Below are 25,344 nucleotides of genomic sequence, written 5' to 3'. Positions count from 1 at the left end.
TTCTATGGGCGGCGGCGCAGTGGCAGGACGCTGCGCCCGAGGATCAGCAGCCAGTCTCCGGTGCGCAGCCGGGGTCGCGCGAAGGTGTCCTCCTGCCGGCGCAGGCGCCACAGCACCCGGGCACCACCCTGGATGATCGCCCGGATCTCCAGACCCAGGCGCCCGGGCAGTGCACGCCCGAGCGGCGCCCCGGCGCGCAGCAACCGGTCCGCGCGGCGGTACTGGAACTGCATCAGCGAGCGCATGCGGAAGTCGCTGATGCGATTGCGGAAGTGTTCTTCCGTCACGCCGTGGGCCGCCATCTCGTCCGCTGGAATGTAGATGCGGCCATGTTCCGCGAAGTCCTGGTACAGGTCCTGGTGGAAGTTGATCAGCTGCAGCGCGGAACAGACGGCATCCGAAAAGGCCAGGTTCTCCTGCGTGTCGCGTTTCGAGAGGTGCAGCAGCAGGCGGCCCACCGGATTGGCGGAGCGCCGGCAGTAGGCGATCACTTCCCCGAAGTCCTGATAGCGGGTCTTGTCGAGGTCCTGGAGGAAGGCGTCGGCGAGATCGGTGAACAGCCCGACCGGCAGGTCGAAGCGCTGCAGGGTGTCGGCGAGTGCGCGCCATTCGGGCGTGGCCTCCGCGGCCGGATCGTCGAGGGCGCGCACCCGGTCCTGAAGGCGCTGCAGGTCCACGCGCCGCTCCTCGGCCGGGCGCGGGTCTTCGTCCACGATGTCGTCTGCGTCCCGCGCGTAGCAGTAGATCGCCGCCACCGGTCCCCGCAGCTCCCGCGGCAGCAGCCGCGACGCGACCGGAAAATTCTCGTAGTGACTCGCGGCCCGCTGCCGGCAGTGGGCGTATGCCGCCGCGATGTCCGCGTCAGCCTTCATCACTCTCGGGCGGCTTCGGGGACGCGGACGGTTCCGGTGACGAATCGTCTGCGGCCGGTCGCCGCAACGGTGCATCGACGGTGTCCGGGACCGTGGGTTGTTTCCGTGCTCGGATGCCGAGTTCCGCGAAGCGTCTCGCACTCGGCATCACCTGGCGCTCCAGGTTGCCGACGGTCGCGTTGAAGGCCTCCGCACCCTGTTCCAGAGCGCGTCCGAGGCGTCCCAGATGCTCCGTGAGGCCGCCCAGGCGCGTGGTCAGTTCCGCGCCGAGGTCGCGGATCTCCAGCGCGTGCGCGGTCAGGCGCGCCTGCTGCCAGCCGTACTCCACCGCCCGCAGCAGCGCGATCAGCGTGCTCGGGGTCGCGAGCAGGATCTGCCGTTCCAGCGCGTGTTCCAGCAGTGAGGGATCGTGTTCGAGCGCACTGGCCAGGAATTGGTCCCCGGGCAGGAAGAGCACGCTGAACTCGGGCGTGTGTTTCAGACCCGCCCAGTAACGCTTGGCCGACAGTTCGACCACGCGTGCGCGCAGCTGCTGGGCGTGTCGCTTCAGCGCCGCCGCACGCGCCTCGGGCTCGGTGGCATCCACGGCAGCAAGGTAGGCGTCCAGCGGTGTCTTGGCATCCACCACCAGCGCGCGCTCCCCCGGCATGTGCACTATCATGTCCGGTCGCTGGCGGCCCTGCTCCCCGGTCAGTGCCGCCTGCTCGGTGAAGTCACAGTGCGCGCTCATGCCGGCGAGTTCCACCGCTCGGCGCAGGGTCAGCTCGCCCCAGCGCCCGCGCACGCCGGGTCGCGACAGTGCCTGCACCAGGTTGCGGGTCTCCTTCTGCAATTCCCCGTGGTCGGCGCTCAGTCGCCGCAGCTGCTCGTTCAGGGAGGCAAAGGCGGTCTCGCGCGAGTTCTCCATGGACCGGATCTCGGCCTCGGTCCGGGCCAGGCTCTCCCGGATCGGCTGCACCAGATCCTCGAACCGGCTCTCGCTGCGGTTGAGCTCGTGCTGGCCACGCAAGAGCTGCTGGTTCAGCACCGACTGGGCGAGCCGGAGGAACTGCGCGTTGTTGGCGCGCAGGGCATTGTTGGCCAGCGCCGAGAAGGCATTGCCCAGCTGCTCGCGCGCCTCCTCGAAGCTCGCCTGCAGGTCCTCGCGGCGCAGCTCCGCGTAGTCGCGCTCGGCCTCGAGGCGGGCGTTGTCGGTCATCAGCACCTGCAGGCGGGCGTTCAGGCGGCTGCTGGCCCATGCATGGCCGATGCCGACACCGAGAACGAACAGTGCGGCGGCAAAGGCCCAGACGATCGCGGGGATCCCGTTCAGCTCGCCAGGCATCGCGACCCGCCGGGCAGACCCTCGAGCCAGGTCCAGAAGTCTCCCGGCTCCGCCAGGTGCGCGTCCGCCGCCCACGATTGCGTATCCTCGCCGGCTTCGATGTAGCCCCAGCCGGCGACCAGCGTGTGCATGCCCGCCGCGCGTCCGGCGGCAATGTCGCGCTCGGCGTCACCGATGTAGACGAATCCGTCGGGCTCGCCCCGGGCCTGGCGCGCGGCGTGGCGCATCGGTTCCGGCGACGGCTTGCGCTGGGGCAGGGTATCGCCGCTGACGATCGTCGCGAACCGGGATGTCAGGCCCAGCGCGTCGAGCAGAGGCATGGTGAGCCAGCCGGGCTTGTTGGTGACGACGCCCAGACAAAGCCCGCGGGCCTCCATTTCGACCAGCGCCTCCTGCATGCCGGGAAAGAGCCGCGTCGCGAGGCACAGGCGCTCTGCGTAGATGTCGAGAAAGCGCTGCTTCAGCGGTTCCCGCGCGAGCTCGTCGAGGTCAGGGAACCCCAGCTGCACCAGTGCGCGCGAGCCGTGCGACACGTGCCCGCGCACCGCTTCGTAGGCCAGGGGCGGAAGCCCGTGTTCGCCCATCAGGCGCTCGAGTGCCCCGTGCATGTCCGGTGCGGTGTCGAGCAGCGTGCCGTCCAGGTCGAACAGCACCCCGGTCAGCGGGCGTTTCATGCTCCGGTTTCCGTCCCGGCCTCCGGACGCCGTGCGTGGAGGAGGTAGTTCACGGCCACGGAGCGGGTCAGGCGGTAACGCCGGGTCAGGGGCGAATAGGTCAGGCCGCGCAGCTCGCCCACGTCGACGCCCTCGGCGCGCAGGGCCTCGCCCAGCTCCGACGGCCGGAGGAACCGCGCGTATTCGTGGGTGCCGGCGGGCAGCAGGCGCAACAGGTACTCGGCCCCGATGATGGCCTCGGCGAAGGCCCTTGGCGTGCGGTTGATCGTGGACAGGAACAGGTGGCCGCCGGGCGCGACCAGCCGGCACAGTGCCTCGACCGTCAGCCCCGGATCCGGGACGTGTTCGAGCATCTCCATGCAGGTGACCACATCAAAGGTGCCGGCGTGCTGTTTGGCGTATTCCTCCGCGGTGGACTGGTGGTAGGTCACCGCAACGCCGCTCTCTTCGGCGTGGCCGCGGGCGGCCTGGAGGTGCTCCGCGCCGGCATCGATACCGGTCACCTCGGCGCCGCGCAGCGCCATCGCCTCGGCCAGGATGCCCGCACCGCAGCCGACGTCGAGCACCCGCTTGCCGCGCAGGCGGGCGTGTCCGTCAATCCAGTTCAGGCGCAACGGGTTGATCGCGTGCAGGGTCGCAAAGGGTCCGGTTGCATCCCACCAGTCCTCGGCGCGTGAGGTGAACTTCGCGACCTCGGCGGCATCGACGTTGGCCGGACGGGACGCGGGATCCGTTGTGGTCATCGCGTTTCGGCTCCGTTCAGTGCGCCCCGTGGACGCGTTCCCGCCAGGTTTCCACCAGGCGCTTGAGTTCGTCGAGGTCGAGCGTAAGCAGTTCCCGGTCTCGGAGCAACGCCCGGCCGCCGACATAGACATCGGTGACCGCGTGCCGGGTCGCGGCGTAGACGATCTGGGTGTGGGGATCGTGCGCAGGCTGGTACTCGAGATCTCCCAGGTCGATCGCGATCAGATCGGCCAGCTTGCCCGGCTCGAGCGAGCCGATCCGCTCCTCGAGCCCCAGCGCCCGCGCCCCGTTCAGGGTGGCCATCTCCAGTGCCTGCGGCGCAGCGACGGCTGCAGCGTCACCGGAGACTCCCTTGGCCAGCAGCGCGGCGGTGCGCATCTCGCCGAGCATGTCGAGATCGTTGTTCGATGCAACGCCGTCGGTGCCCAGTGCCACGTTCACGCCGCTCGAGAGCAGCTGCTGTACAGGGCAGAAGCCCGAGGCCAGCTTCAGGTTGGACTCCGGGCAGTGAACCACGGACACCGGGGTCGCCGGGAGCCGTTCGAGTTCCCGCTCGTCGAGCTGGGTCATGTGCACGGCGGCAAGAGGCCGTTCGAGCAGGCCCAGCCGCCCCAGTCGCTCCAGCGGACGTTCGCCCTGCTCGGCGAGGGCGGTGGCGACCTCGTGGGCGGTCTCGTGCACGTGCATGTGCACCGGGACGGCCAGCGCCTCTGCCCGGCCGCGGATCTCCACCAGGCTCTCGTCGCCCACCGTGTAGGGGGCGTGCGGGGCGACCGTGAAGCCGATGCGTTCGTGACCCTGCCACGCGGCAACGAGATCAGCCCCCTTGCTGAAATATTCGCGGGTCGTGGCTGCCCAGGGCGTCGGAAAATCGATCACTGTCAGGCCGAGCACGCCGCGCATGCCGGTCTCCTCGACCACGCGGGCGGTGTCCTCGGGGAAGAGGTACATGTCGCTGAAGCAGGTGGTGCCCCCGCGGATCATTTCGGCGACCGCGAGCAGGCTCCCGGCTTGCACGAACTCGGGCGAGAGCAGGCGGGCCTCGGCGGGCCAGACGTGATTGTGCAGCCAGTCCATCAGGGGCAGATCGCTGCCGACTCCCCGCAGCAGGGTCATTGCCGCGTGGGTGTGGGCGTTCACGAATCCGGGCAGCAGCGCATGGGATGGCAGGTGCCGCTGCTCGGTGCCGGGGTAACGCGCAAGGGCTGCGTCCCGGGGAAGCACCGCGACGATCCGGTCCCCCTGCAGGACCACTGCGTGGTCAGCCAGGGCGGCGCCGCGCGGCGCCATCGGGAGCACCCACCGCGCGCTCAGGATCAGGGTCTCAGGCATTGGTCGTGTCTCGGGACAGGGTGCCCCCGGGGTCGGGCGGAGCGGGGATGACCCTGGATTGTACTGGCCCTGCGGGCGCGAAAAAAACCGGCGCCCGGTGGCGACCCGGACGCCGGCTGAAGGCGATGACCGCCGCGCCGCGTGCGCGCCACGGTCCGGCGGGGTCCGTCACCGGCCGTTGAGGCTGATCCGGCCCGGCCCGCTCAGGGCGATCGCGATGCTGGCGAGCAGGAACATGCCCTGCAGTTCGAGCTGCCACCCACCGTGCTGAGTCAGTTCGAGAAACTCGTGAGAGTGGGCAAGGTGGAACGCAAAGGCCATGGTGATGGCCGTCAGGAGCGCCCCGATGCGGGCATGCCAGCCGATGATGATCAGGATCGGCGCGAGCACCTCGCCAATAAAGACCCCGTAGGCCACTTCCGCCGGCAGTCCGATTTCGACCAGCCGGGTGCTGATCCATTCCAGCGAGCCGGGATAATTCATGACCTTGTTGATGCCGTGCATCAGGAACAATACGCCGAAACCCACCCTTAGGATGAGTTTGCCTGCGTCATCAAGTATCTCCGAATTCATTCGGTATCCCCCTGGTTGAGCAAAACGGGACCGCCCTCCGCGGCGCCGGCGCCAGTCTGAACGCATCACACGCGTTTGACCAGAGGGCGGCGATCCATGCCCGCGCACAGGGATCCCGACGCCGCCCCGTTCCAGCGGCCGCGGAAACCGCGGGTGTCCCTCGGCTCCTTCTCAGTCCCGCTGGAAGGACCCCACCAGCCGGTTCATGCCGAGCAGTGACGGTTCGATCCGCTTCAGCAGATCCCACAGGGCGAGCCCCGGGGGCAGCTGTGGGGCATGCCGGAGCGCCAGCACCCAGAAGTAATAGTTGTGCGGGCCGTGCCCGGCCGGCGGCATCGGTCCTCCGTATCCGGCGCGACCGAAGTCGTTTTTCCCCTCGGTGAAGTCACGCACGCCCTCCGGGAGTTCGGTCACTGATCCGGGGATGCTGTAGAGCACCCAGTGCACGAAACCGTAGGTCCCCCGGGGCGAGACCAGGGGCGCGTCCGGGTCGTGGCAGATGACCGCGAAGCTGCGGGTCCCCTCCGGTACGCCGGTCCATGCCAGCGGCGGTGATACGTCCTCGCCGTCACCGGTGTACCGAACAGGGATGGACATCCCCGGGACAATGGCCGGGCTTGTGACCTGCATGTCCGACAGCGCAAATCCCATGGCCGTCTCCTCGCATGTTGTCCGTGTGTAACCGAGTGTAGTGGAGGAAGCGCCTCTCCGTGGCCTTGGGCAAGGTGGTGACGCCGGGTGAGCGCGCGCCATGACCATCGGCGCCATGGAGTGCGGGCGCCTGCTCCTGCGAGGCAACGCGGCGGCAAGCGGCCGCACTCCGTGCGGCGCTTGCGCCTTCTCTTCGGGGATGGCGCGTATCTTCCTGATCGTCAGCGGACCGTGATCGTGATCTGCTCTGAGACCACCGGCGGATCGAAGCTGACGTGGCGGTAGTCCATGAACAGCAACTGCAGCGTGTGTGTGCCGGCGGGGAGGTCGAGGGTCCCCTCGGTCTGGCCGCCGCCGAAATGGCGGGTCTGGTCGGAGAAGTGCAGCGACGTGTCGAGATCGACCTCTTCAAGCGGCATGTTCACCAGCAGGTGGTGGTGGCCGGTCCCCTCGACCTCGACGCCCGCGGGCGCAATCCCCATTCCGCGCAGACCCATGCGCACCGTAACCGGCCCTTCGAAGGCTTCATCGGCAAACGGGGTAATGAAGTATACGTCGGCGTCGTCCGGCGCGGCCACGCGCTCCAGGGAAAACGCGAGGGCCGGGGCAAACAGCAGCACGGCGGCAATGGACAGCGTGGATCGATGCGTCATGACTTCCTCCTTGGGGTATCCTTTTAAGGATGAATACTCCGCTCTGCGCGAAACGCTCGTGGCTTTGTCTGTCTGTAATCGCGAGCGCGGCCCACCAAAAGACGCGGAGTGGCGAAAAGCCTATCATTCCACTGTGCTTGATGTCCCATGCAAGGGCGTCGGCGCTTCGGGACCTGTCTCCCGGGTTTCGGCGTGCGGAAACGGAAAGGCCGCTACCGGTTCCGTGCCATCGGTTCCGGCCGCCGAACTTCGGGCCGAGTTCGATTGCCTGCGCTCCCCGGCGAACGCCGTCGTCTTCGACACCAAGGCGGCCCGAATCCCGGTGGGGGCGCGGGAATCTGCGTTTACGTGCCGACTGGTGCATGATGTGAGTGATCAAGCAATGCAGACAAAGGATGACAATGGGGACATAAATCTGTCCCCATTGTCATCGCGAGCTACGTCCCCTCCCGCTCGTTAACCGAGTGGCTGAATCCAGCCAGATCCGATCAATTCCGATGAACCGACGCTTCTTCCTGATGCTGCTTGTCGTGGCCATGGTCTTCGGCGGGATCTTCGGGTTCAAGGCCTTCATCGACGCCCAGATCGAGACCTTCTTCGATGAGGCGCCCGTACCGACGGCGACCATCACGGCGACGACGGCACGCGTCGATCGCTGGACCCCCGAAATCCGGGCAATCGGCAGCCTCGAGGCCGTTCAGGGCGCGACGCTCAGCACCGAGGTCGGAGGGATCGTGCGCGAGATCCTGTTCCAGTCTGGCAGCGAAGCGGTGGAGGGGACGCCCCTGCTTCGGCTCGACACCGAGACGGACCGGGCGGAACTGGTCAGCCTGGAGGCGGCCGCGCGGCTCGCCGAGCAGGAGTGGCAGAGGGCGCGTCGGCTCGTCGAGGAACGCAACATATCCGAAGCGGAGGTGCAGCGCCGCCGGAGCGAACTGGAACAGGCGCGCGCCGCGGTGGCGACGCAGCGGGCGCGCATCAACCAGCGGAGCCTGCGCGCCCCCTTTGACGGCGTGCTCGGCATCCGGCGCGTGAACCTCGGCCAGTATGTCTCACCGGGTGACCCGATCGTGACTCTTGAATCGTTGGATCCGATCTACGTGAACTTCACGCTCGCCGAGGGTCGACTGGGCCAGGCCAGCGCAGGACAGGTGGTTCAGGTGCGCGTCGACGCCTTTGACGAGACCTTTGAAGGCCGGATCTCGGCGATTGAACCACGGGTGCGCGCCGAGTCGCGCAGCTACGAGGTGCAGGCCCTGGTGCAGAACCCGGAGCGAAGACTTCGCGCCGGGCAGTTCGCGCGCGTGACGCTGGCGACCGGGGAACCGGAGGAACGGATCGTTCTTCCGCAGACCGCGATCCGCTTCAACCCCTTTGGCAACTCCGTGTTCGTGCTCTACGAGGATGAAGAGGGCCAGCTCCGGGTGCGCGAGCGCTTCGTGCAGACCGGCGAGCGTCGGGGTGACCTGATCCAGATCATCGACGGACTGGCGGCGGGTGAGCGCGTGGCCAGCAGCGGTCTGCTGAAGCTGCAGAACGAGACGCCGGTCGCGATAACGGAGGAGGCACAGCCAAGCGAGGAACCGGACCCGCGTCCGGACAACGCCTGACCCCGCCGGCCACCCGGAACCTGCGATGCGCTTCACCGACATCTTCATCCACAAACCCGTGCTGGCCATCGTCGTCAGCCTGTTCATCCTGTTGCTGGGCATGCGCGCCATCTTCGATCTCAATGTGCGGCAGTTCCCGGAGATCCAGAACGCGGTGGTGACGGTCAGCACGCCCTATGTTGGCGCGGACGCGGACCTGATCCAGGGATTCGTGACCACCCCGCTGGAACGCGAGGTCGCGGCAGCCGAGGGGATCGATTATCTGGTCTCGACCAGCGTCCCGGGCCTCAGCGTGATTCAGGCCTATCTGCGTCTTGACCACGACCCGAACGAGGCGCTGACCCAGATCGCGGCCCAGGTCAACAAGGTCCGGGGCGATCTGCCGGTGGAGGCCGAGGAACCGGTGCTCGAGCTCGCGGTGGGCGAGAACATCGCGGCGATGTACCTCTCCTTCTTCTCCGATCGGCTGGCGAACAACCAGATCACCGATTACCTGACCCGCGTGGTGGAACCGGAGCTCTCGACCATCGGCGGGGTGCAGCGTGCGGAGATTCTGGGCGGCCAGACCTTCGCGATGCGCATCTGGCTGGACGTCGATCGCATGGCGGCATACGGGGTCAGCGGTCGCGACGTGCGTGCGGCACTGGAGGCGAATAACGTGCTGGCGGCGGTGGGCCGCACGCGGGGACAGCTGGTCACCGTTGATCTCACTGCGGAGACGGATCTGTCCCGACCCGAGGAATTCGAGCAGCTGATCGTGCGCGACGACGACGGCGCCCTGGTCCGCATCGGGGACATCGCCACCGTCGAGCTGGGTTCGCAGAGCTATGACACCTCGGTGCGCTTCAATGCGCAGACCGCCACGTTCATCGGCATCGAGCTGGCCCCCGACGCCAATGCCCTCGAAGTGATCGCCGAGGTGCGCGACGCGTTCCGCGAGCGTGTGCGTCCGCAACTGCCGGAGGGCCTCGAGGCGGAGATCGTCTACGATTCGACGGACTACATCGAGAGCGCGATCGAGGAGGTGATCGTCACCATCGGGCTGGCATTGGGGATCGTGCTGGTCGTGATCTATCTGTTCCTGGGATCTCTGCGCAGCGTGATGATCCCGGCGGTCGCGATCCCCCTCGCGCTGGTCGGCACCTTCATGCTGATGCTGCTGATGGGCTTCTCGATCAACCTGCTGACCCTGCTGGCGATGGTGCTGGCGATCGGGATCGTGGTCGATGACGCGATCATCATGGTCGAGAACGTACACCGGCATATCGAGGACGGGCTGCGGCCCTTCGATGCCGCGATCCAGGGGGCGCGGGAGCTGGCCTGGCCGATCGTGGCGATGTCCACCACCCTGATCGCGGTCTTCCTGCCGATCGGCTTCCTCGGTGGGCTGACCGGGACGCTGTTCGTGGAATTCGCCTTCACGCTGGCCGGCGCGGTCCTGATCTCCGGCGTGGTCGCGCTGACCCTGTCACCGATGATGTGCTCGAGGACCCTGCGCGGACACGAGGACGGACGGCCCGGGGGGCGACTCGAGGCCTGGCTGGACGCCCGTTTCTCGGGACTGCAGGCCCGCTACCGCCGACGCCTGCACGGAGCGCTGGATCAACGCTTCACCACGCTGTTCTTCGGGCTGATCGTGCTGGTCTCCTGCTATTTCCTGTTCGTCACCAGCAACACCGAGCTGGAGCCGCCGGAGGACCAGGGCTTCGTCTTCTCGATCATGGAGGGGGATGCCTACCTCTCGCTGGATCAGCTGGAGCGCAATACGCGGCTCACCGACGCCTTCGTCGATGGAATCCCCGAACTGCGCAACACCTTCATTGTGAACGGCTTCGGTGGCGGTGCCACGCCCGCCACCAACGAGGCGATCGGCGGCTTCGTGATGGCACCGTGGGATGAACGCGCGCGCAGCACCAGCGAGATCCTGGAGCAGGACCTGCAGCCGCGCCTCGACCGTATCCCGGCGCTCAGCATATTCGCGGTGGAACCGCCATCGCTTCCCAGCCCCGGTGACGGCGCGCCTGTCAGCATGGTGATCGGATCCACCGGGCCGATCGAGAACCTGGGTGAACTGGCCGACGAGATCATCGGCCGGGCAATGGCCAGCGGGCGCTTCATCTTCATGGATTCCGACCTGAACTTCGACAAGCCACGCGTCGACCTGAAGATCGATCGCGACAAGGCGGCGGTGATGGGCATCGACATGGCCACGCTGAACGCCGATCTCGCTCCGCTGCTGGCGGGCGCCTTCACCGGCCGCTTCGCGATGGACAGCCGCAGCTACCGGGTGATTCCGCTGGTCCAGCGTTCCGAGCGGCTGAATCCGGAACAGCTGGCGGAACTCTACACCCGGACCCGGGATGGCGAGCCGGTGCCGCTGTCGAACATCGTGACCCTGGAAGAGACGGTCGTGCCCCGGCGCCTGCAGCGCTTCCAGCAACTGAACGCGGTGACGCTGTCCGGGGTGCCGCGGCCGGGGGTCACTCTCGGCGAGGCGCTCGACCTGCTCGACGGGATCGCCGCGGAGGTGCTGCCCGCCGGCTACACGGTGGACTATTCGGGACAGTCGCGCCAGCTGAAGGCCGAGGGCGCGCAGTTCGTGGTCACCTTCTTCTTTTCGCTGGTGGTGATCTATCTGGTGCTGGCCGCGCAGTTCGAATCCCTCCGCGATCCGTTGATCATGCTGATGACCGTGCCGATGTCGATCGCCGGGGCCCTGGTGTTCATCAGCCTTGGCTTCACCTCCGTGAACATCTACACGCAGGTGGGACTGGTCACGCTGATCGGCCTGATCGCCAAACACGGCATCCTGATCGTCGAATTCGCGAACCAGCTGCAGTCGCAGGGGCGCTCGATGCGCGAGGCGATCGAAGAGGCCGCAAGCCTGCGCCTGCGGCCCATCCTGATGACCACCGCGGCTACCGTGATCGCGATGGTACCGCTCCTGCTTGCCACCGGTGCCGGGGCTGGCTCGCGTTTCGCGATGGGCCTCGTCATTGCCAGTGGCATGACGATCGGGACGCTGTTCACCCTCTTTGTGGTGCCCGCGGTCTATCTCTATCTCGCTCGGGACCGTTCCGAAGGAGCCAGCGCCAGTGAGGCGCAGCCAGCGCCCTAGGAGGCCAGCCCCCTGGGCGACCAGGACGTGGGAGCGGCCTCCAGCCGCGATGCGGCGTTGCGCTGAGTACTTCGGGCCATCGCGGCCAGAGACGGCTCCCAAAGGGGCCGAGGCATGTCAACCGCCCGAGGGCGCACCAGGCTGTTTCCGTTTGGCTCCCCGCACCAGGCTCTTGAAGAAGCCGACGACGAGTCCGCCGGTCAGCATGCCGAGAATGTAAACGCCAATGAGCAGCACGGCCCGGGGCATGGTGAGGCTCACGTTGAGAAACCGCACGGTCACGGCCTCGACGTTCTGCAGGGCGAAGACCAGCACGATTGCCGTGATGAGCACGATCAGGCCAATGTAAACGAAGCGCATCTGACTCTCCTTTTCTGCTCGGCTCGCAGGCCGATACGTGAATGGCTGCGGGTGGGCGCTCTCCGCGCGGCTTCCGGGTGCTCCCGGGCGCCCGGTCGCTGAGATGCCCCGCACTGCGCAAAAGGCAGCCGCCGCTGCCCCATAATGCCGGCCGGACGGTCATGGCGATACGCGCCGCTCAGGCGCTGAACCACCAGGTCAGTAGCCCGACACCGACGACCGCCATCGTCACCCCGCCGACCCGGGCGCCAAGGGCGAATCCGCCGATCCCCAGCGACAGACCCGCCTTCACCGTCGCATTGACGAAGGCTGCGATCAGCACTGCAAGCGTGGCCACGGTCACCGCGAGATCCTCGCCCGTCATGTTGGCGAGCGAGAGGGTGATGGCATCCACGTCCGCGATGCCGGATGCGGCGGCAAGCAGGTAGACCCCCGCATCCCCGAAGTATTCGGAGAGCGCGCGGGAAAGCAGCATGATCGCGGCGAGCAGTGCGGCGAAGATCAGGGCCGGCTTGAGCTCGAAGGGATTCTTCAGGCGTGCCCCGCCCCCCTGTGAGCTGCTTTTTCCGCTCCAGTACCAGAAAAGGGCCGCCCCGGAATAGTTCACGATGGTCATTGCGATCACCGGCCAGAGCAGAGTGCTTGCAAGGGTCCAGCTGAATATGCTGCTGACGACCAGGATCCGGGGGAACATGGTCGCGCAGGCCGCGAGTATCCCGGCTGCGAGGATATTCTCGGAACCCGGCCGCCCACGCGCAAGGCGGGAGAAGTTCACCGTGAGCGCGGTGGAGGACGCGAGTCCCCCAAAGAGTCCGGTTGCCATGATGCCCCTTCGCTCGCCGATCAGCTTCGTCGCGAAATAGCCGACGAAGGAGATTCCGGCAATCAGGACCACCATCCACCAGATCCGGTAGGGGTTCAGGGCCTCCCAGGGACCGTAGCCCTGGTTCGGAAGCAGCGGGAGGATCACCACGGAGATCAGCAGCAGCTTCAGAACGGCGTGGAGCTCCTTCTCTTCCAGTCGACGGACCCAGCGGTGCAGCGTGGGTTTCACTCCGAGCAGAATGGTGGTGACCACCGCGCCGGCGGCGGCGATTTCGCCGTAGCCCAGGGTTGCCATCGCACCGAGGGCGAATGTCAGCAGGCTGGCGATCACGCCGGTGACGCCGACATCGTGGTCCTGGATCTGGCTGAGCGCATGGGCTGTCGCAAGGACGATGGCCAGCACTGCAAACGCAGCGGCGAGAACCGCCGGCCCCAGTTGTTCGGCCAACAGCCCCCACACGCCGCCGAGCAGTCCGATCAGGGCGAAGGTCCGGATGCCCGCGACACGCGTGCCCTCCGCCTGCTCCCGGCCCTGCCAGCCACGCTCGAGGCCGATCAGCAGACCCAGCGCGAGCGCGATGCCCAGACCCAGGAAGTCTGCGATGTCAGTGCTTATGGCGTCTCCTCCGCTGAATCGTCCTTCCCTTTACGGTAGCCGATCACTGCTGCGGATGCTGCCGAGACCTGCGGCGAGCGCCTTGAATCGAGCGTCTCCCGGCACCGGAGAACCGCTCCCTGCGCATGCTCATCGCCTTCTTGCCATTTCGGTGTCCGGGGCCCGGAAGGTGGCACCCGATGGCACCGCGATCCGGGCGCGGCAGGTCTGCGACCGGCGTTGTGCAGTGTCCGCCCGGGTCACCGTAGGCGAGACCCGACTCCTTTGCTGAGCAGGCGCGCAAACAGCTGATAGTGGCGGAGAGGGTGGGATTCGAACCCACGGTACGCTCGCGCGTACAACGGTTTTCGAGACCGCCCCGTTCGACCGCTCCGGCACCTCTCCGCGGGGTCGTTGCGGTGACGGTTCCGTGGACCGCGGGGACCCGGGATTCCCGTCATCGCGCGCGGATGATAGCAGATCGCTGGCGGGCAGGGCACGCGGTGTGGGCCATCAAATGTCAGGGCATCAGCCGGGTAATCGTCCAGCCCCCTGCCTCCCGCGTATATTGGAAGCGGTCGTGCAGGCGGCTTTCGCGCCCCTGCCAGAACTGGACGAGCTGCGGCTCGAGCCGGTACCCGATCCACGCCGGGGGCCGCGGAACCTTGCCGTCCGGATAACGCGCCCGCAGCGCGTCGAGGCGACGTTCCAGGTCTTCGCGGCTGGCTATGGGCTGGCTCTGGTGCGAGGCGGCGGCCGCGTACCGGCTTCCAAGCGGGCGGCTGGCGAAGTATTCGTCCGCGAGCTCCGGTTCGAGCATGCGGACCTCCCCGTCGAGGCGGACCTGGCGTTCGAGTTCGGGCCAGTAGAACAGGATGGAGGCCTTCGGGTTGACGGCGAGCTGCTGTCCCTTGAGGCTGCGGGAATCGGTGTACCAGCAGGGACCTTCGTCGTCGAGGTGTTTCAGCAACACGGTACGGGCGGTGGGTTGGCCGTCACCGCCGGCGGTGGCGAGGATCATCGCGGTCGGTTCGGGACTCTCGATGCCCTGCGCATCGACCAGCCAGACCGCGAGCTGATCCAGCGGGTCGGCCGCAAGATCGGCCCGGCGCAGCTGGCCAAGGCAGTAATCGCGGCGTGTGTGTCGGTGGTCGATGCGCGCCATCGGGGGTTACCTCGCGATGTGGAGTCCTGAGGGAGATTATTTCACTTTTCCGGGCCGGTGGACGCGCTTTCCGGCGAATTGGCAGGCGCTGACCGGGCGAGTTACAAGACGCGTGCACGGCGCGCGAAGTTCATTTTGAGGAGTCGAGATGGCAAAGCCGATAGTGGCCGCAGTGGAACCCGCGGGTGTCCGGCTCGAAAAGGGCCGGGAATATTACTTTTGCCGATGCGGGCGCTCCAGCGATCAACCCTTCTGTGATGGCTCGCACGAGGGCACCGGCATGGAGCCGATCGCGTTCACGCCTCGCGAAGACGGTGAGAACTGGCTGTGCCGGTGCAAGCAGTCGAACGATCTTCCCTATTGCGACGGCACCCACGCGCAGGTGCCGGAGGGCGCGGTCGGACAGGAATTCGACGGTGTGCGCGATGACACGGAAGACGCCGGAGATGACGCCCCGCCCGGGCCGCGCAACACTGGAACCGAGCCCCACGTGGAGTTCATTCACGCCCTAGCGGACGGCGGCCTGGAGGCGGTGGGGGCGATGGGGCCCACGGTGGCGATGGGCGTGCCGCGCGAGCGCACGCCATCCTGGGATGACATCCAGATCCTTGCCGCTCAGTTGGCGCGCCGGCCGCTCGCCGGCGACGCCGAAGTTGACAGCGCACTGGTGATCGGACCGGAGGCCCGGCGACCGCTGCGACTCGAGATGCCGCTGCTGGTCACCGACATGAGCTTCGGGTCATTGTCCCGCGAGGCCAAGATCGCGCTGGCGCGCGGCGCGGAACGAGCCGGCACCGGCATCTGTTCCGGAGAGGGTGGGATGCTCCCGGAAGAGCAGGCCGAGAACGCGCGCTATCTCTTCGAACTGGGTCCGGCACGCTACGGCTATTCGGAGGGATTGCTCGAGAAGGTGCAGGCCTTCCACTTCAAGGGCGGCCAGAGTGCGAAGACCGGTGTCGGCGGGGTGCTTCCCGCTGCGAAGGTCTCGAAAGAGATCGCCGAAGTGCGCGGTATCGAGCCCGACCGGGATGCGGTATCCCCGCCGGTGATTCCGGACCTGGAGACGCCCGCCGATTTCCGCCGCTTCGCGGATTCGGTCCGCGAACGGACCGGCGGCGTTCCGATCGGCTTCAAGCTCTCCGCGAACCACATCGAGCAGGACCTGGCCTTCGCCCTCGAGGCCGGCGCCGACTACGTGATTCTCGATGGGCGCGGTGGCGGCACCGGGGCGGCGCCGGCCCTGCTCAGGGACCACATCAGCGTCCCGACCATCCCGGCACTGGCGCGTGCGCGGCACTACCTGAACCTCCGTGGTGCCAGCGGCCGGGTCACCCTGATGGTGACCGGCGGGCTGCGCACGCCGGCGGATTTCGTCAAGGCCCTGGCGCTGGGTTCCGACGGGATCGCACTGGGCAACACTGCGATTCAGGCAGTGGGGTGTGTCGGGGCGCGCATCTGCCACACCAACCGTTGCCCAACGGGTGTGACAACCCATGATCCGGAGCTGCGCAAGCGTCTGGATCCGGAGAAGGGTGCGGCGAGACTCGCCCGCTTCCTCGGCGCCTCCCTGCAGCTGATGCAGGTACTGGCCCGTGCGGCCGGTCGGGCGCGTCTGGCCGACCTCGGGCACGAGGACCTGATCACCTTCAACCGTGACCTGGTGGAAATGGCCAATGTGCCCTACGCCGGCGTGCACAGCCGCCGCGACTGACATCGGCGGCAGCGTCTTTAGGAAATAACTTCAATGGAACCAGGAAGGCCACTGTTTTCCCATCGAAAGTATTGGGCGGAGCGCTTCGGCATCGCACCATTCCTGCCGATGTCACGTCCGGAGATGGAGGCCCTCGGCTGGGACTCCTGCGACGTGATCATCGTCACCGGGGACGCCTATGTGGACCACCCGAGTTTCGGCATGGCGATCATCGGGCGACTGCTGGAGGCCCAGGGGTTCCGGGTGGGCATTATCAGCCAGCCGGACTGGTGTTCCGCCGAGCCCTTTCGCGAGCTGGGAAGGCCGAATCTCTTCTTCGGCGTCACCGCCGGCAACATGGATTCGATGGTGAACCGCTACACCGCCGACCGGCGGATCCGGCGCAACGACGCCTATACACCGAATGACGAGGGCGGAAGACGGCCTGACCGTGCGGTAATCGTCTATTCACAGCGGGTGCGTGAGGCCTGGCCGGGCGCGCCGATCGTGATTGGCGGCATCGAGGCCAGCCTGCGGCGGATCGCGCACTACGACTACTGGTCGGACAAGGTGCGGCGTTCGGTCCTGCTGGACTCCCGCGCCGACCTGCTGTTGTTCGGCAACGCAGAGCGCGCGCTGGTGGAGGTCACCCACCGGGTCGCCAGCGGCCAGCATCCCCGGGAGATCCGGGATGTTCGCGGCAGCGTGTTTCTGCGCGATTCGGTACCCGCTGACTGGGTCGTGGTCGACTCCACGGAAGTGGATCTGCCCGGAGCGGTGGATCCGAAGCCCGACCCCTACGCCGACACCAGCGCCGCCGAATGCGACGCGAGGGGCGGCGGTCGTCCGGACCAGCCGAAGGTGGTGCGGCTGCAGCGGGCGATCCCGCGCGGCCATCCCCGGGAGCGGACCGCGGTCCGGCTGCCGGCCTTCGAACAGGTGCGCGCCGACCCCGTGCTCTATGCCCATGCCTCGCGGGTGCTGCACCTCGAGACGAACCCCGGAAACGCCCGTGCGCTGGTGCAGCGCCACGGAGACAAGGAGGTATGGCTGAATCCACCACCGATCCCGCTCAGCACGGCGGAGATGGACGCGGTCTACGATCTCCCCTTCGCCCGCGCCCCGCACCCGTCCTACGGGGGTGCGCGTATCCCGGCCTGGGAGATGATCCGCTTCTCGGTGAACATCATGCGCGGCTGCTTCGGTGGCTGCACCTTCTGCTCGATCACCGAGCACGAGGGACGGATCATCCAGAGCCGTTCCGAGTCATCGATCCTGCGCGAGGTGGAGGAGATCCGCGACCGGGTCGAGGGATTCACCGGCGTGATCTCGGACCTTGGCGGGCCGACAGCGAACATGTATCGCCTCGCCTGCAAGGACCCGGAGATCGAGCGCAGCTGCCGCCGGCTTTCCTGCGTGTATCCGGGCATCTGCAGGAACCTGAACACGGACCATTCGGCACTGGTGGGTCTGTATCGCAGGGCGCGGGCGCTTCCGGGGATCAAGAAGGTGCTGATCGCGTCGGGTCTGCGCTACGACCTCGCGGTGGAATCGCCCGAATACGTGCGCGAACTGGTGACGCACCATGTTGGCGGGTACCTGAAGATTGCACCGGAACATACGGAAAATGGACCTCTTTCGAAGATGATGAAGCCGGGAATGGGGACCTATGACCGGTTCAAGCTGATGTTCGACCGCTTCTCGCGGGAGGCGGGCAAGGAACAGTACCTGATTCCCTATTTCATAGCCGCGCACCCCGGCACGACCGACGAGGACATGCTGAACCTTGCGCTCTGGCTGAAACGGAACGGCTTTCGTGCGGACCAGGTGCAGGCCTTCCTGCCCGGACCGATGGCCCTTGCCACCGCGATGTGGCACACGGGCCGCAATCCGTTGCGCGGGGTCCGCCGCGAGGACGGTGGACGAGTGCATTCGGCGAAGGGCCTGCGGGCGCGCCGACTGCACAAGGCCTTCCTCCGCTACCACGACCCGGAGAACTGGCCGCTGCTGCGCGGCGCGTTGCAGCGGATGGGCCGGGCCGACCTGATTGGCAATGGCAAGCGGCACCTGGTGCCGAGCTATCAGCCGGCCGGGACCGGGCGGCGTGCGGGGAGGCCCGGAGCCGGCTCCGCGAAGGGCAGGGGGTTCAAGACCCAGCACACCGGCTTGAAGGACGCGGCAGCGCCGCGCAGGACCGGCAGAACGCGCCGGGGCGCCTGACTCAGGTGCGCGGTTCGCGTGGCGCGTCCTTCTTCCGGAAACGCAGCGGCGAGAGGCACGCGCTGAGGGACGCAGGCAGCACCTCGGGCAGATCAAAGATGCGGTCGGCGAGCAACTGCGCGGCAAGCGGGGCGTAGAGCACTCCGCGTGATCCGTGCCCGAGGTTGACGAAGACCCGGCCGATCGCGGCGCCGTGCGCCGTGCCCGGTTCGCCTGTGGCCGGGCCGGGATCCAACCCGCCGACCGCCGGCAACCGATCCCGGAACACGGCGCGAGTGCCGTACCAGGCGCCGCTCACCGCCACGGTGGTCACCGACTCGAGTGCCGGGTCGGCCCAGTTCAGCTGGTGGAGGTTCCGGGTGTTGTCGGCATCATGCACGCCGCTGTCGGCGCTGTCGTGCCGGTAGGTCGCCCCGAGCCAGTGCTGCCCCTCGTGCTCCGGCAGGCAGTAACCCCTGCCGGTGAGGGCCATGCGTCCGATCGCGCGCAGCCGGGTGCGTACCCGGGTGAGCTGCCCGCCGACACGCAGGGGCCGGGGTTGGTCCGGGCACAGGGCAGGCCCCGCACCCGTGGCGATCACGATCGCGTCGAAGGCCTCCTGCCCCCCGTCGGCGTAGCCGAGGACGGCATGCATCTGCGCCCCGGCGACGGTGACCACCCGGCGCTGACGGATCTCCAGCCCCTGAGCAAGGCGCCGGCAGAACGCGCCGAGATCCACACCGACGCCCTGAGGATAGCGCAGAACCGGACAGTCGGGATCGATTCGCAACACCTCGTAGAGACCTCCCGCATGCCGGGGATCCGCGGCGGCCAGCCGGGCGAGGCGCCGTGCGGCATGACGGGTGATGCCGCGATGCTCGATGCCCTCGGCGCGCAGGATACCGTCGTCGCGTTCGGTTCCGGCGGCGCTCAGCAGGGCCCGTGTGGCCTGCATGCCGGCGAGTGCCAGCGCATTGCGTACGGTGTCGCCGGCGCTCAGGTGCGGGGAGAGCAGGGCGGCCGGGTTGCCGGAGGTCTGCGCCGCCACGCCGTGGGAGTCGAGGACGGTCACACGGGCGCCACGGTCGTGCAGTGCCAGGGCCGTTGACAGCCCGGCGATGCCGGCACCGATCACGGCAACGCGCTCCGCAGGGGCACTGTCGGACTCCACCGCGGCGCGGAACCGGCCGATCAGTCGTTCCCGCTTCCCGCGAAAACCGGAGTGCCGCTGCACCGCGAATCCGGAAGCGGTGAGATCGCGACGCACCTGCCCGGCGGCGGTGAAGGTGCCAAGCGTGGTGCCGGCGCGAGAGAGGCGCGCCACCTGCCGGAACACCGCGATGTTCCACAGGGCCGGGTTCCGGCTCGGGGTGAACCCATCGAGGAACCATGCGTCCACGGTCCCTCGAACATTCGCGAATCCTGGCGCGGCGTCCCCGTAGACCAGGGTCAGCACCACGCGGTCCTCCGGGAAGTGAAGCCGGTGCAGGCCGGTCACCGGTGGCGGGTACTGGGCCAGCAGACGGTTCACATCCGCCCCCGGAATGCCCTGCGCTGCCAGTGCCCGCTGCAGGTCCTCCGGTGCCAGCGGGTGTGCCTCTGCACTCAGGTAGCTGAGAAAGGCGCCGGCGGGGGCATTCCGACGCCAGGCGCCCAGCGTCAGAAAGAAGTTCAGGCCCGTACCGAAGCCTGTCTCCCCGATTGCGAACCGACGGGCGTGGCGGAATCGCGAGGGCAGGTCGTTGGCGTCGATGAAGACCGTCTGCACCTCCCCGCGCGGGTCCTCCGCGCTGAAGTAGATGTCGTCGTACTCGAGCGCCCTCGGCAGGTCGCCGTCCCAGCGCAGATGAATCGGGGTCAGGGATCTGAGCAAGGACTCCTGCACGCTCGGACTCCAGGTTCCCGGGTCGGACCGGTCGGTGCTCAGAGCCCGGTGCCGGGCAGCGGTTGCATGGCCAGTTGCCCCGGTGCGGCGGCCTCCGCGAGTCCCAGCAGGAGAGGCTGTGCGGTGCGCTGAAACCGTGCCAGTTCGGCGCCCGAAAGGGGCGCGCCGCCAGGCAACTGCACGCGCATCGGATCCACAGCGCGACCGTCGATGTGCAGCTCGTAGTGCAGGTGGGCGCTGGTGGTCCGCCCGCTGTTGCCGGAGAGCGCGATGCGCTGACCGCGCCTGACCCGCTGACCGGGTTGCACCAGGGCCTTCTGCAGGTGCAGATAACGGGTGCTGAAGCCCTGGCCGTGCTCGATCATCAGGAGTCGTCCGGCGAGGGGATGGTGCTCCACCCTGGTGACACGCCCGTCCGCGGGTGCAAGGATCGGCGCACCCACCGGCATCGCGAAATCGGTGCCGTTGTGCGGTGCGACGCGCCCGGTCACCGGATGCCGCCGCCCGTCGCTGAAACCGGAGGTCATCCGGTATTCGCCTTCGAAGGGGTGGCGGTCAAAGGGTGGCAGCAGCGGCTGACCCTCCGGGGTGTAGAAACGTCCGTCCGCGTGGCGAACGGCGGTCAGAATCCCGTTCTTCCGGCTCAATTCAAAGGCCAGCACGCGGATGTCGTAGGGCGTGTCATCGCCAGCCAGTCGCTCGATCTCCAGCAGCAGGGTGTAGCGGTCGCCCGACCCCATCTCCTCTCCCGGCGGGAGATGGTTTCCAAGAAGCACGCCGATCGCGCGCGCGGTCGCCGGAACCAGGCCGGGCTCCTCCCGGAGCGAATCGACGACGCTGCCGCGGACCTTGCCCTGCAGCACGCGGTGGCCGACCTCGCGCTCAGTCGAGATCTCCACCCGCGTGAAGGCCTCGGTTCCCTCGAGGCGAACCCACTCGTGGCCCCGGGCCCGATCCGTCCAGAGCCGCAGACGCTTCAGTCCTCCTGCTGCGTCCGTCTGCCACTCGATCTTCTGCCCCGGATGAACGACGTCGAGCAGCCGGGCGTTCTCCGGGTCGCTACCGAGCTGAAACAGCGTGCGCAGGCGCAAGCCCCAGTGGCTGTTCCAGAGGGCGGTAAGGTGTTCGCCCTCACGCAGGGTGTGCCGGGACCACTCTGCAGCCGGCCAGATGCTCCGGTCCCCGTCCCGAGCGGGATCCGGGTCGAAGGCCGCACCTGCGCTCGGTATCGGCAATCCGGTGTCCTGGCGGGCCGGGGTCGACCGGTTGGCCGCCGGATTCTGCAGCAGCACCTGTGGAGCGGCCTCGACGATCTCTTTCTGATGGGCCGATCGTTCCGCGGAAACCATGATAAAATCCGAACAAAACGGCGTTTTCTGCAGGCAGCTTCTGAAGTGCAGCAGGCGATCGTGGACCGGCCGGGCCAGCGTTGCGGGCGCGCCCGGGGGCGACTCGGCGGCCGGCGCGGGTCCCGCCGGCAGGAGGCTCGAGACGGAAATGGCGGTGAGGCCCAGGCTGCCAAGGACAAGCAGCGAGAACGGTACACGGAATACCGGCATGGTTCTTCGTCGTCTGGGGGCCGGCCTTGTATACCACCAAACACGGCGGAATAAAAACCGGCATGCGCCGATCCGTGGCAATCGGGCGTTCAGTTGCGCACGCCGACCCCGCGATTGAGCAGGGTCAGCGCAAACAGATAGAGGCCCAGGATGAAGCCGATGATGATGGCATAGGACACCGTCAGTGACAGGTCGGAGGTGCCGAGCAGCCCGTAGCGGAAGGCATTCACCATGTACAGGATCGGATTCAGTTGCGACACGGCCTGCCAGAAGTCCGGTAGCAGGGACACGGAGTAGAAGACGCCTCCGAGATAGGTCAGCGGTGTCAGCACGAAGGTGGGGACGATGGAGATGTCGTCGAAGTTGCGCGCAAACACGCCGTTGATCAGGCCGGCCAGTGCGAATACGACGGAGGTCATCACCACCACGGATACGGTGACGGTGAGGCTGTGCAGGCTGAAGGGACTGAAAAAGAGCGACACCAGTGTCACGGCGACCCCTACGGCGAGCCCCCGGGCAACGCCGCCGCCAACGAAGCCGAGAATGATGAGGCTGTTGGGAACCGGCGACACCAGCAGTTCCTCGATATGGCGCTGAAACTTCGAACTGAAGAACGAAGACACCACGTTGGAGTAGCTGTTGGTGATCACGGCCAGCATGATCAGACCGGGCACGATGAAGTCCATGTACCGGATGCCCTCCATCTCGCCGATGCGGGAACCGATCAGGCCACCGAAGATGATGAAATAAAGGGCCATGGTGACCATCGGTGGCAGCACGGTCTGTACCCAGATCCGGGCGAAGCGCAGCACCTCCTTGGTGACGATGGTGCGCAGGGCGGTCCAGTTCTCGTGCAGGTGCAGCGGCTTCATGGCGCGCTCCGGATGCCGCGATCCGCGGATTCCACGGCCCGGGTCATGCGGACGAAGAGTTCTTCGAGGCGGTTGGTCTTGTTGCGCATGCTCTGGACGTGTATGCCGGCCCCGTCCAGGAGCTGGAAGAGGGTGTTCAGGTCTTCGCCGCGGTTGATGTCCGCCTCCAGCGTCAGTTCATCGATGCGCCGCAGCCGAATGCTGTCGTGGTCGGGAAGCCGCTGCGCGGCCGCCCGCAACTCCAGCACGACGGTCTCGGTGTCGAGCTTCGCCAGCAGTCCCCGCATCGTCGTGTTCGCGACGATGTGGCCGTGATCGATGATCGCGATGTTTCGGCACAGGCGCTCGGCCTCTTCCAGGTAGTGCGTGGTGAGGATGATGCTGCGCCCGTCACAGTTGATGTCCTGCAGGAACTCCCACATGGAACGCCGTAATTCGATGTCGACCCCGGCGGTGGGTTCGTCGAGAATCAGCAGCCGTGGTTCGTGCACGAGTGCCCGGGCAATCATCAGGCGCCGCTTCATGCCACCGGACAGGGTGCGCGCCATGTCCTGGCGCTTGTCCCACAATCCGAGTTCCCCGAGGTAGTGCCGTGCGCGTTTCCAGGCCTCCCGGCGCGGGATCCCGTAGTAACCGGCCTGGTTCACCACTACCTCGGCCACGGGTTCGAAGTTGTTGAAGTTGAATTCCTGCGGGACCAGTCCGATATTCCGCTTCACCTCCTGCACCTCCCGGTCCAGGTCGTGGCCGAATACCTGTACCTTGCCCGAGGTCTTGCTGATCAGCGAGGTCACGATCCCGATGGTGGTGGACTTTCCCGCCCCGTTCGGCCCGAGCAGTGCGAAGAAGCTGCCCTCGGCCACCGTCAGGTCGATACCCTTCAGGGCCTCGAACCCGTTGCGGTAGCTCTTGCGCAGGGCGCGGATCTCCAGGGCGGCATTGCTCATAGGGGTCCTTGATCCTGTTGCGTGGCTTGGTTGGCGCAGGGGTCGTGACGGTATCATGACCGTGGCGTCCAGGCGTGAAGATGACGCACAAGTGACTCTTTCCAATCCCGACCGTTCAGGAGCTCCCGTGGAATCCCATTTTGTCGCTTCGACCGATGCCGCCATATCCCTGGTACCGGTGACCACCGAGTCGCTGCCGGACATCCTGTCTGCCCGACCGGAACGATGGCGCAACTGGGCGGAGCATCGCGACTTCGAGGGCCGGCCCGGCACCCTGCTGCGCGTTCCGTCGGTCGAGGGACGAACCGAGGGCGTGCTCGTGGGCTACGATGCCGCGCAGCCGGTCTGGATGCTGGCCCACGCCGCGCAGCGGCTCGAGGCCGGGGTCTACCGCCTGGACGAGGAACGGCTCGGCGCCGAGGCAAGGCTCTCGGCGGCGGTGGGCTGGGGCCTGGGATGCTACCGCTTCCAACGCTACCGCAACACCGAAAGGGCGCTTCCGCGCCTGGCCTGGCCCGACGGAGTGGATGCCCGGCGGGTCGAGGCGATGGTCGCGGCCCATGCGCTGGTACGCGACCTCATCAATACGCCGGCGCGGGACCTGATGCCGGAGGACCTGGCGGGAGCTGCAACGGAGATTGCCGCCGAGTTCGGGGCGGAAATCGAGGCCTTGGACGGGCCCGGTGCGATCGCCGACGCCTATCCCTGTATCCACGCGGTGGGGTCCGCCAGCGCGCACCCGCCGCGGGTGATCGAAGTCAATTGGGGCGAGGCCGGGCAGCCCCGCGTGGTGCTGGTCGGCAAGGGGGTGTGTTTCGACTCGGGGGGGCTGAACCTGAAGCCGGGCAACGGCATGCGCCTGATGAAGAAGGACATGGGCGGCGCGGCGATCGCCCTGGGGCTGGGCCGGCTGATCATGGAGCTCGGTCTGCCGCTCCGGTTGACGCTGCTGCTGGGTGCGGCGGAGAACGCGGTGGGCTCGCGTTCCTTCCGTCCGGGAGACGTATTGACCGCGCGCAACGGCAAGACCGTGGAGATCGACAACACGGATGCCGAGGGACGCCTGCTGCTGGCTGATCTGCTGGTGCGGGCCGGGGAGTTCGATCCTGACCTGGTGATCGATTTCGCGACCCTGACCGGCGCCGCGCGGGTGGCGGTAGGGACGGAGATCTCGGCGTTCTTCAGCACGGATCCCGACCTGGCCCGGGGGTTGATCGGCCCGGCGGAGGCCTGGGATGACCCGGTATGGGAACTGCCGCTGCACGAGGGCTATCGGCACATGCTGAAGAGCGACATCGCGGACACGGTCAACAGCAGCTCGGGCGGCTTCGCAGGGGCGATCACCGCGGCCCTGTTCCTGAAGGACTTCGCGCCGCAGGACGTGCCGTGGCTGCATTTCGACGTGATGGCCTGGAACAACCGGAACCGCCCCGGCCGCCCCAAGGGCGGCGAGGCCATGGGCCTGCGCGCGGTCCTCGGCCTCCTCGAGTCCCGCTTCGCCTCAGGGTGAGGGCCCAGACCTGCCGTAGGCCAGCCCCTCGCGTGACGCGAGTGGCCGTGGGAGCGGCTTCCAGCCGCGATTGCCCACCCGGCGCACCATCGCGGCCAGGAGGCCGCTCCCACAAAACATCGGCACCGCCCCCGTAGGAGCGGCTTCCAGCCGCGATGCGGCGTTGGGCTGATTGCCCCGGGCCAT

20 protein-coding genes and 1 tRNA gene are annotated in these 25,344 nt (G+C 67.5%); 5 read left to right on the top strand and 16 right to left on the bottom strand.

Annotated elements, in window-relative coordinates:
- Window positions 1-2 precede the first annotated feature (2 nt).
- The 8 genes from hpnC to ACESMN_RS09780 form a co-directional block, all read right to left on the bottom strand.
- The gene (gene hpnC / locus ACESMN_RS09815; RefSeq protein ID WP_373053417.1) at window positions 3-872 is read right to left on the bottom strand and encodes a squalene synthase HpnC; all 870 of its coding nucleotides are present in this window, start codon (window positions 870-872) and stop codon (window positions 3-5) included.
- Window positions 862-2,196 carry a DNA recombination protein RmuC gene (gene rmuC / locus ACESMN_RS09810; RefSeq protein ID WP_373053416.1) on the bottom strand — a complete coding sequence of 445 codons (1,335 nt, stop codon included), beginning with the start codon at window positions 2,194-2,196 and terminating at the stop codon, window positions 862-864. The genes hpnC and rmuC overlap by 11 nt, the downstream gene beginning before the upstream one ends.
- Window positions 2,181-2,870, bottom strand: coding sequence for an HAD-IA family hydrolase (locus ACESMN_RS09805; protein ID WP_373053415.1), 690 nt, complete (start codon window positions 2,868-2,870; stop codon window positions 2,181-2,183). Before ACESMN_RS09805 ends, rmuC begins: the two co-directional genes overlap by 16 nt.
- Window positions 2,867-3,613 carry a bifunctional 2-polyprenyl-6-hydroxyphenol methylase/3-demethylubiquinol 3-O-methyltransferase UbiG gene (ubiG, locus tag ACESMN_RS09800; RefSeq protein WP_373053414.1) on the bottom strand — a complete coding sequence of 249 codons (747 nt, stop codon included), beginning with the start codon at window positions 3,611-3,613 and terminating at the stop codon, window positions 2,867-2,869. Before ubiG ends, ACESMN_RS09805 begins: the two co-directional genes overlap by 4 nt.
- A gap of 16 nt (window positions 3,614-3,629) precedes the next feature.
- A complete protein-coding gene (locus tag ACESMN_RS09795) occupies window positions 3,630-4,946 on the bottom strand; it encodes a TRZ/ATZ family hydrolase (RefSeq protein WP_373053413.1) in 1,317 nt (438 codons plus the stop codon).
- A 168-nt stretch (window positions 4,947-5,114) separates the two neighbouring features.
- Window positions 5,115-5,519: a DoxX family protein gene (locus ACESMN_RS09790; RefSeq protein ID WP_373053412.1), complete on the bottom strand. Its 405-nt coding sequence runs from the start codon at window positions 5,517-5,519 to the stop codon at window positions 5,115-5,117.
- A gap of 171 nt (window positions 5,520-5,690) precedes the next feature.
- Window positions 5,691-6,170: a YbhB/YbcL family Raf kinase inhibitor-like protein gene (locus ACESMN_RS09785; protein ID WP_373053411.1), complete on the bottom strand. Its 480-nt coding sequence runs from the start codon at window positions 6,168-6,170 to the stop codon at window positions 5,691-5,693.
- 221 nt (window positions 6,171-6,391) lie between these two features.
- Entirely contained in the window at window positions 6,392-6,823 is a 432-nt protein-coding gene (locus ACESMN_RS09780; RefSeq protein WP_373053410.1) for a DUF4399 domain-containing protein, read from the bottom strand.
- Between the two features lie 497 nt (window positions 6,824-7,320).
- Here ACESMN_RS09780 and ACESMN_RS09775 point away from each other — a divergent pair, with 497 nt between their 5' ends.
- Entirely contained in the window at window positions 7,321-8,433 is a 1,113-nt protein-coding gene (locus ACESMN_RS09775; RefSeq protein WP_373053409.1) for an efflux RND transporter periplasmic adaptor subunit, read from the top strand.
- 25 nt (window positions 8,434-8,458) lie between these two features.
- Entirely contained in the window at window positions 8,459-11,551 is a 3,093-nt protein-coding gene (locus tag ACESMN_RS09770; protein WP_373053408.1) for an efflux RND transporter permease subunit, read from the top strand.
- Between the two features lie 117 nt (window positions 11,552-11,668).
- Here ACESMN_RS09770 and ACESMN_RS09765 read toward each other — a convergent pair whose 3' ends face one another.
- The 4 genes from ACESMN_RS09765 to pdxH all read right to left on the bottom strand — a co-directional run bounded on the left by ACESMN_RS09765 (window position 11,669) and on the right by pdxH (window position 14,496).
- A complete protein-coding gene (locus ACESMN_RS09765) occupies window positions 11,669-11,911 on the bottom strand; it encodes a lipopolysaccharide assembly protein LapA domain-containing protein (protein ID WP_373053407.1) in 243 nt (80 codons plus the stop codon).
- Window positions 11,912-12,089: 178 nt separating this feature from the next.
- Complete coding sequence (locus tag ACESMN_RS09760) at window positions 12,090-13,316, bottom strand: MgtC/SapB family protein (protein WP_373053418.1); 1,227 nt, start codon at window positions 13,314-13,316, stop codon at window positions 12,090-12,092.
- Between the two features lie 330 nt (window positions 13,317-13,646).
- Window positions 13,647-13,736: transfer RNA gene (locus ACESMN_RS09755), tRNA-Ser, on the bottom strand.
- Between the two features lie 115 nt (window positions 13,737-13,851).
- Window positions 13,852-14,496, bottom strand: coding sequence for a pyridoxamine 5'-phosphate oxidase (pdxH, locus tag ACESMN_RS09750; protein ID WP_373053406.1), 645 nt, complete (start codon window positions 14,494-14,496; stop codon window positions 13,852-13,854).
- Between the two features lie 148 nt (window positions 14,497-14,644).
- On the opposite strand from pdxH, the gene ACESMN_RS09745 reads away from it, so the two are divergent.
- The gene (locus tag ACESMN_RS09745) at window positions 14,645-16,207 is read left to right on the top strand and encodes a glutamate synthase-related protein (RefSeq protein ID WP_373053405.1); all 1,563 of its coding nucleotides are present in this window, start codon (window positions 14,645-14,647) and stop codon (window positions 16,205-16,207) included.
- A 33-nt stretch (window positions 16,208-16,240) separates the two neighbouring features.
- The gene (locus tag ACESMN_RS09740) at window positions 16,241-18,406 is read left to right on the top strand and encodes a YgiQ family radical SAM protein (RefSeq protein WP_373053404.1); all 2,166 of its coding nucleotides are present in this window, start codon (window positions 16,241-16,243) and stop codon (window positions 18,404-18,406) included.
- 1 nt (window position 18,407) lies between these two features.
- On the opposite strand, the gene mnmD is transcribed toward ACESMN_RS09740, so the two are convergent.
- The 4 genes from mnmD to ACESMN_RS09720 all read right to left on the bottom strand — a co-directional run bounded on the left by mnmD (window position 18,408) and on the right by ACESMN_RS09720 (window position 23,648).
- Window positions 18,408-20,258, bottom strand: coding sequence for a tRNA (5-methylaminomethyl-2-thiouridine)(34)-methyltransferase MnmD (gene mnmD / locus ACESMN_RS09735; protein WP_373053403.1), 1,851 nt, complete (start codon window positions 20,256-20,258; stop codon window positions 18,408-18,410).
- 50 nt (window positions 20,259-20,308) lie between these two features.
- Window positions 20,309-21,829, bottom strand: coding sequence for a peptidoglycan DD-metalloendopeptidase family protein (locus ACESMN_RS09730; RefSeq protein ID WP_373053402.1), 1,521 nt, complete (start codon window positions 21,827-21,829; stop codon window positions 20,309-20,311).
- An 89-nt stretch (window positions 21,830-21,918) separates the two neighbouring features.
- Window positions 21,919-22,701, bottom strand: a complete 783-nt coding sequence (locus ACESMN_RS09725) for an ABC transporter permease (RefSeq protein ID WP_373053401.1) — start codon at window positions 22,699-22,701, stop codon at window positions 21,919-21,921.
- Window positions 22,698-23,648 carry an ABC transporter ATP-binding protein gene (locus ACESMN_RS09720; protein WP_373053400.1) on the bottom strand — a complete coding sequence of 317 codons (951 nt, stop codon included), beginning with the start codon at window positions 23,646-23,648 and terminating at the stop codon, window positions 22,698-22,700. The genes ACESMN_RS09725 and ACESMN_RS09720 overlap by 4 nt, the downstream gene beginning before the upstream one ends.
- A 127-nt stretch (window positions 23,649-23,775) precedes the next feature.
- Between ACESMN_RS09720 and ACESMN_RS09715 the strand changes: the two genes are divergently transcribed.
- The gene (locus tag ACESMN_RS09715) at window positions 23,776-25,158 is read left to right on the top strand and encodes a leucyl aminopeptidase family protein (RefSeq protein ID WP_373053399.1); all 1,383 of its coding nucleotides are present in this window, start codon (window positions 23,776-23,778) and stop codon (window positions 25,156-25,158) included.
- The last annotated feature ends 186 nt before the right edge of the window (window positions 25,159-25,344 follow it).

The organism is Thioalkalivibrio sp. (assembly GCF_041690275.1).
GTDB lineage: Bacteria > Pseudomonadota > Gammaproteobacteria > Ectothiorhodospirales > Ectothiorhodospiraceae > Thioalkalivibrio.
This window is presented reverse-complemented; position numbering and strand designations above follow the sequence as displayed.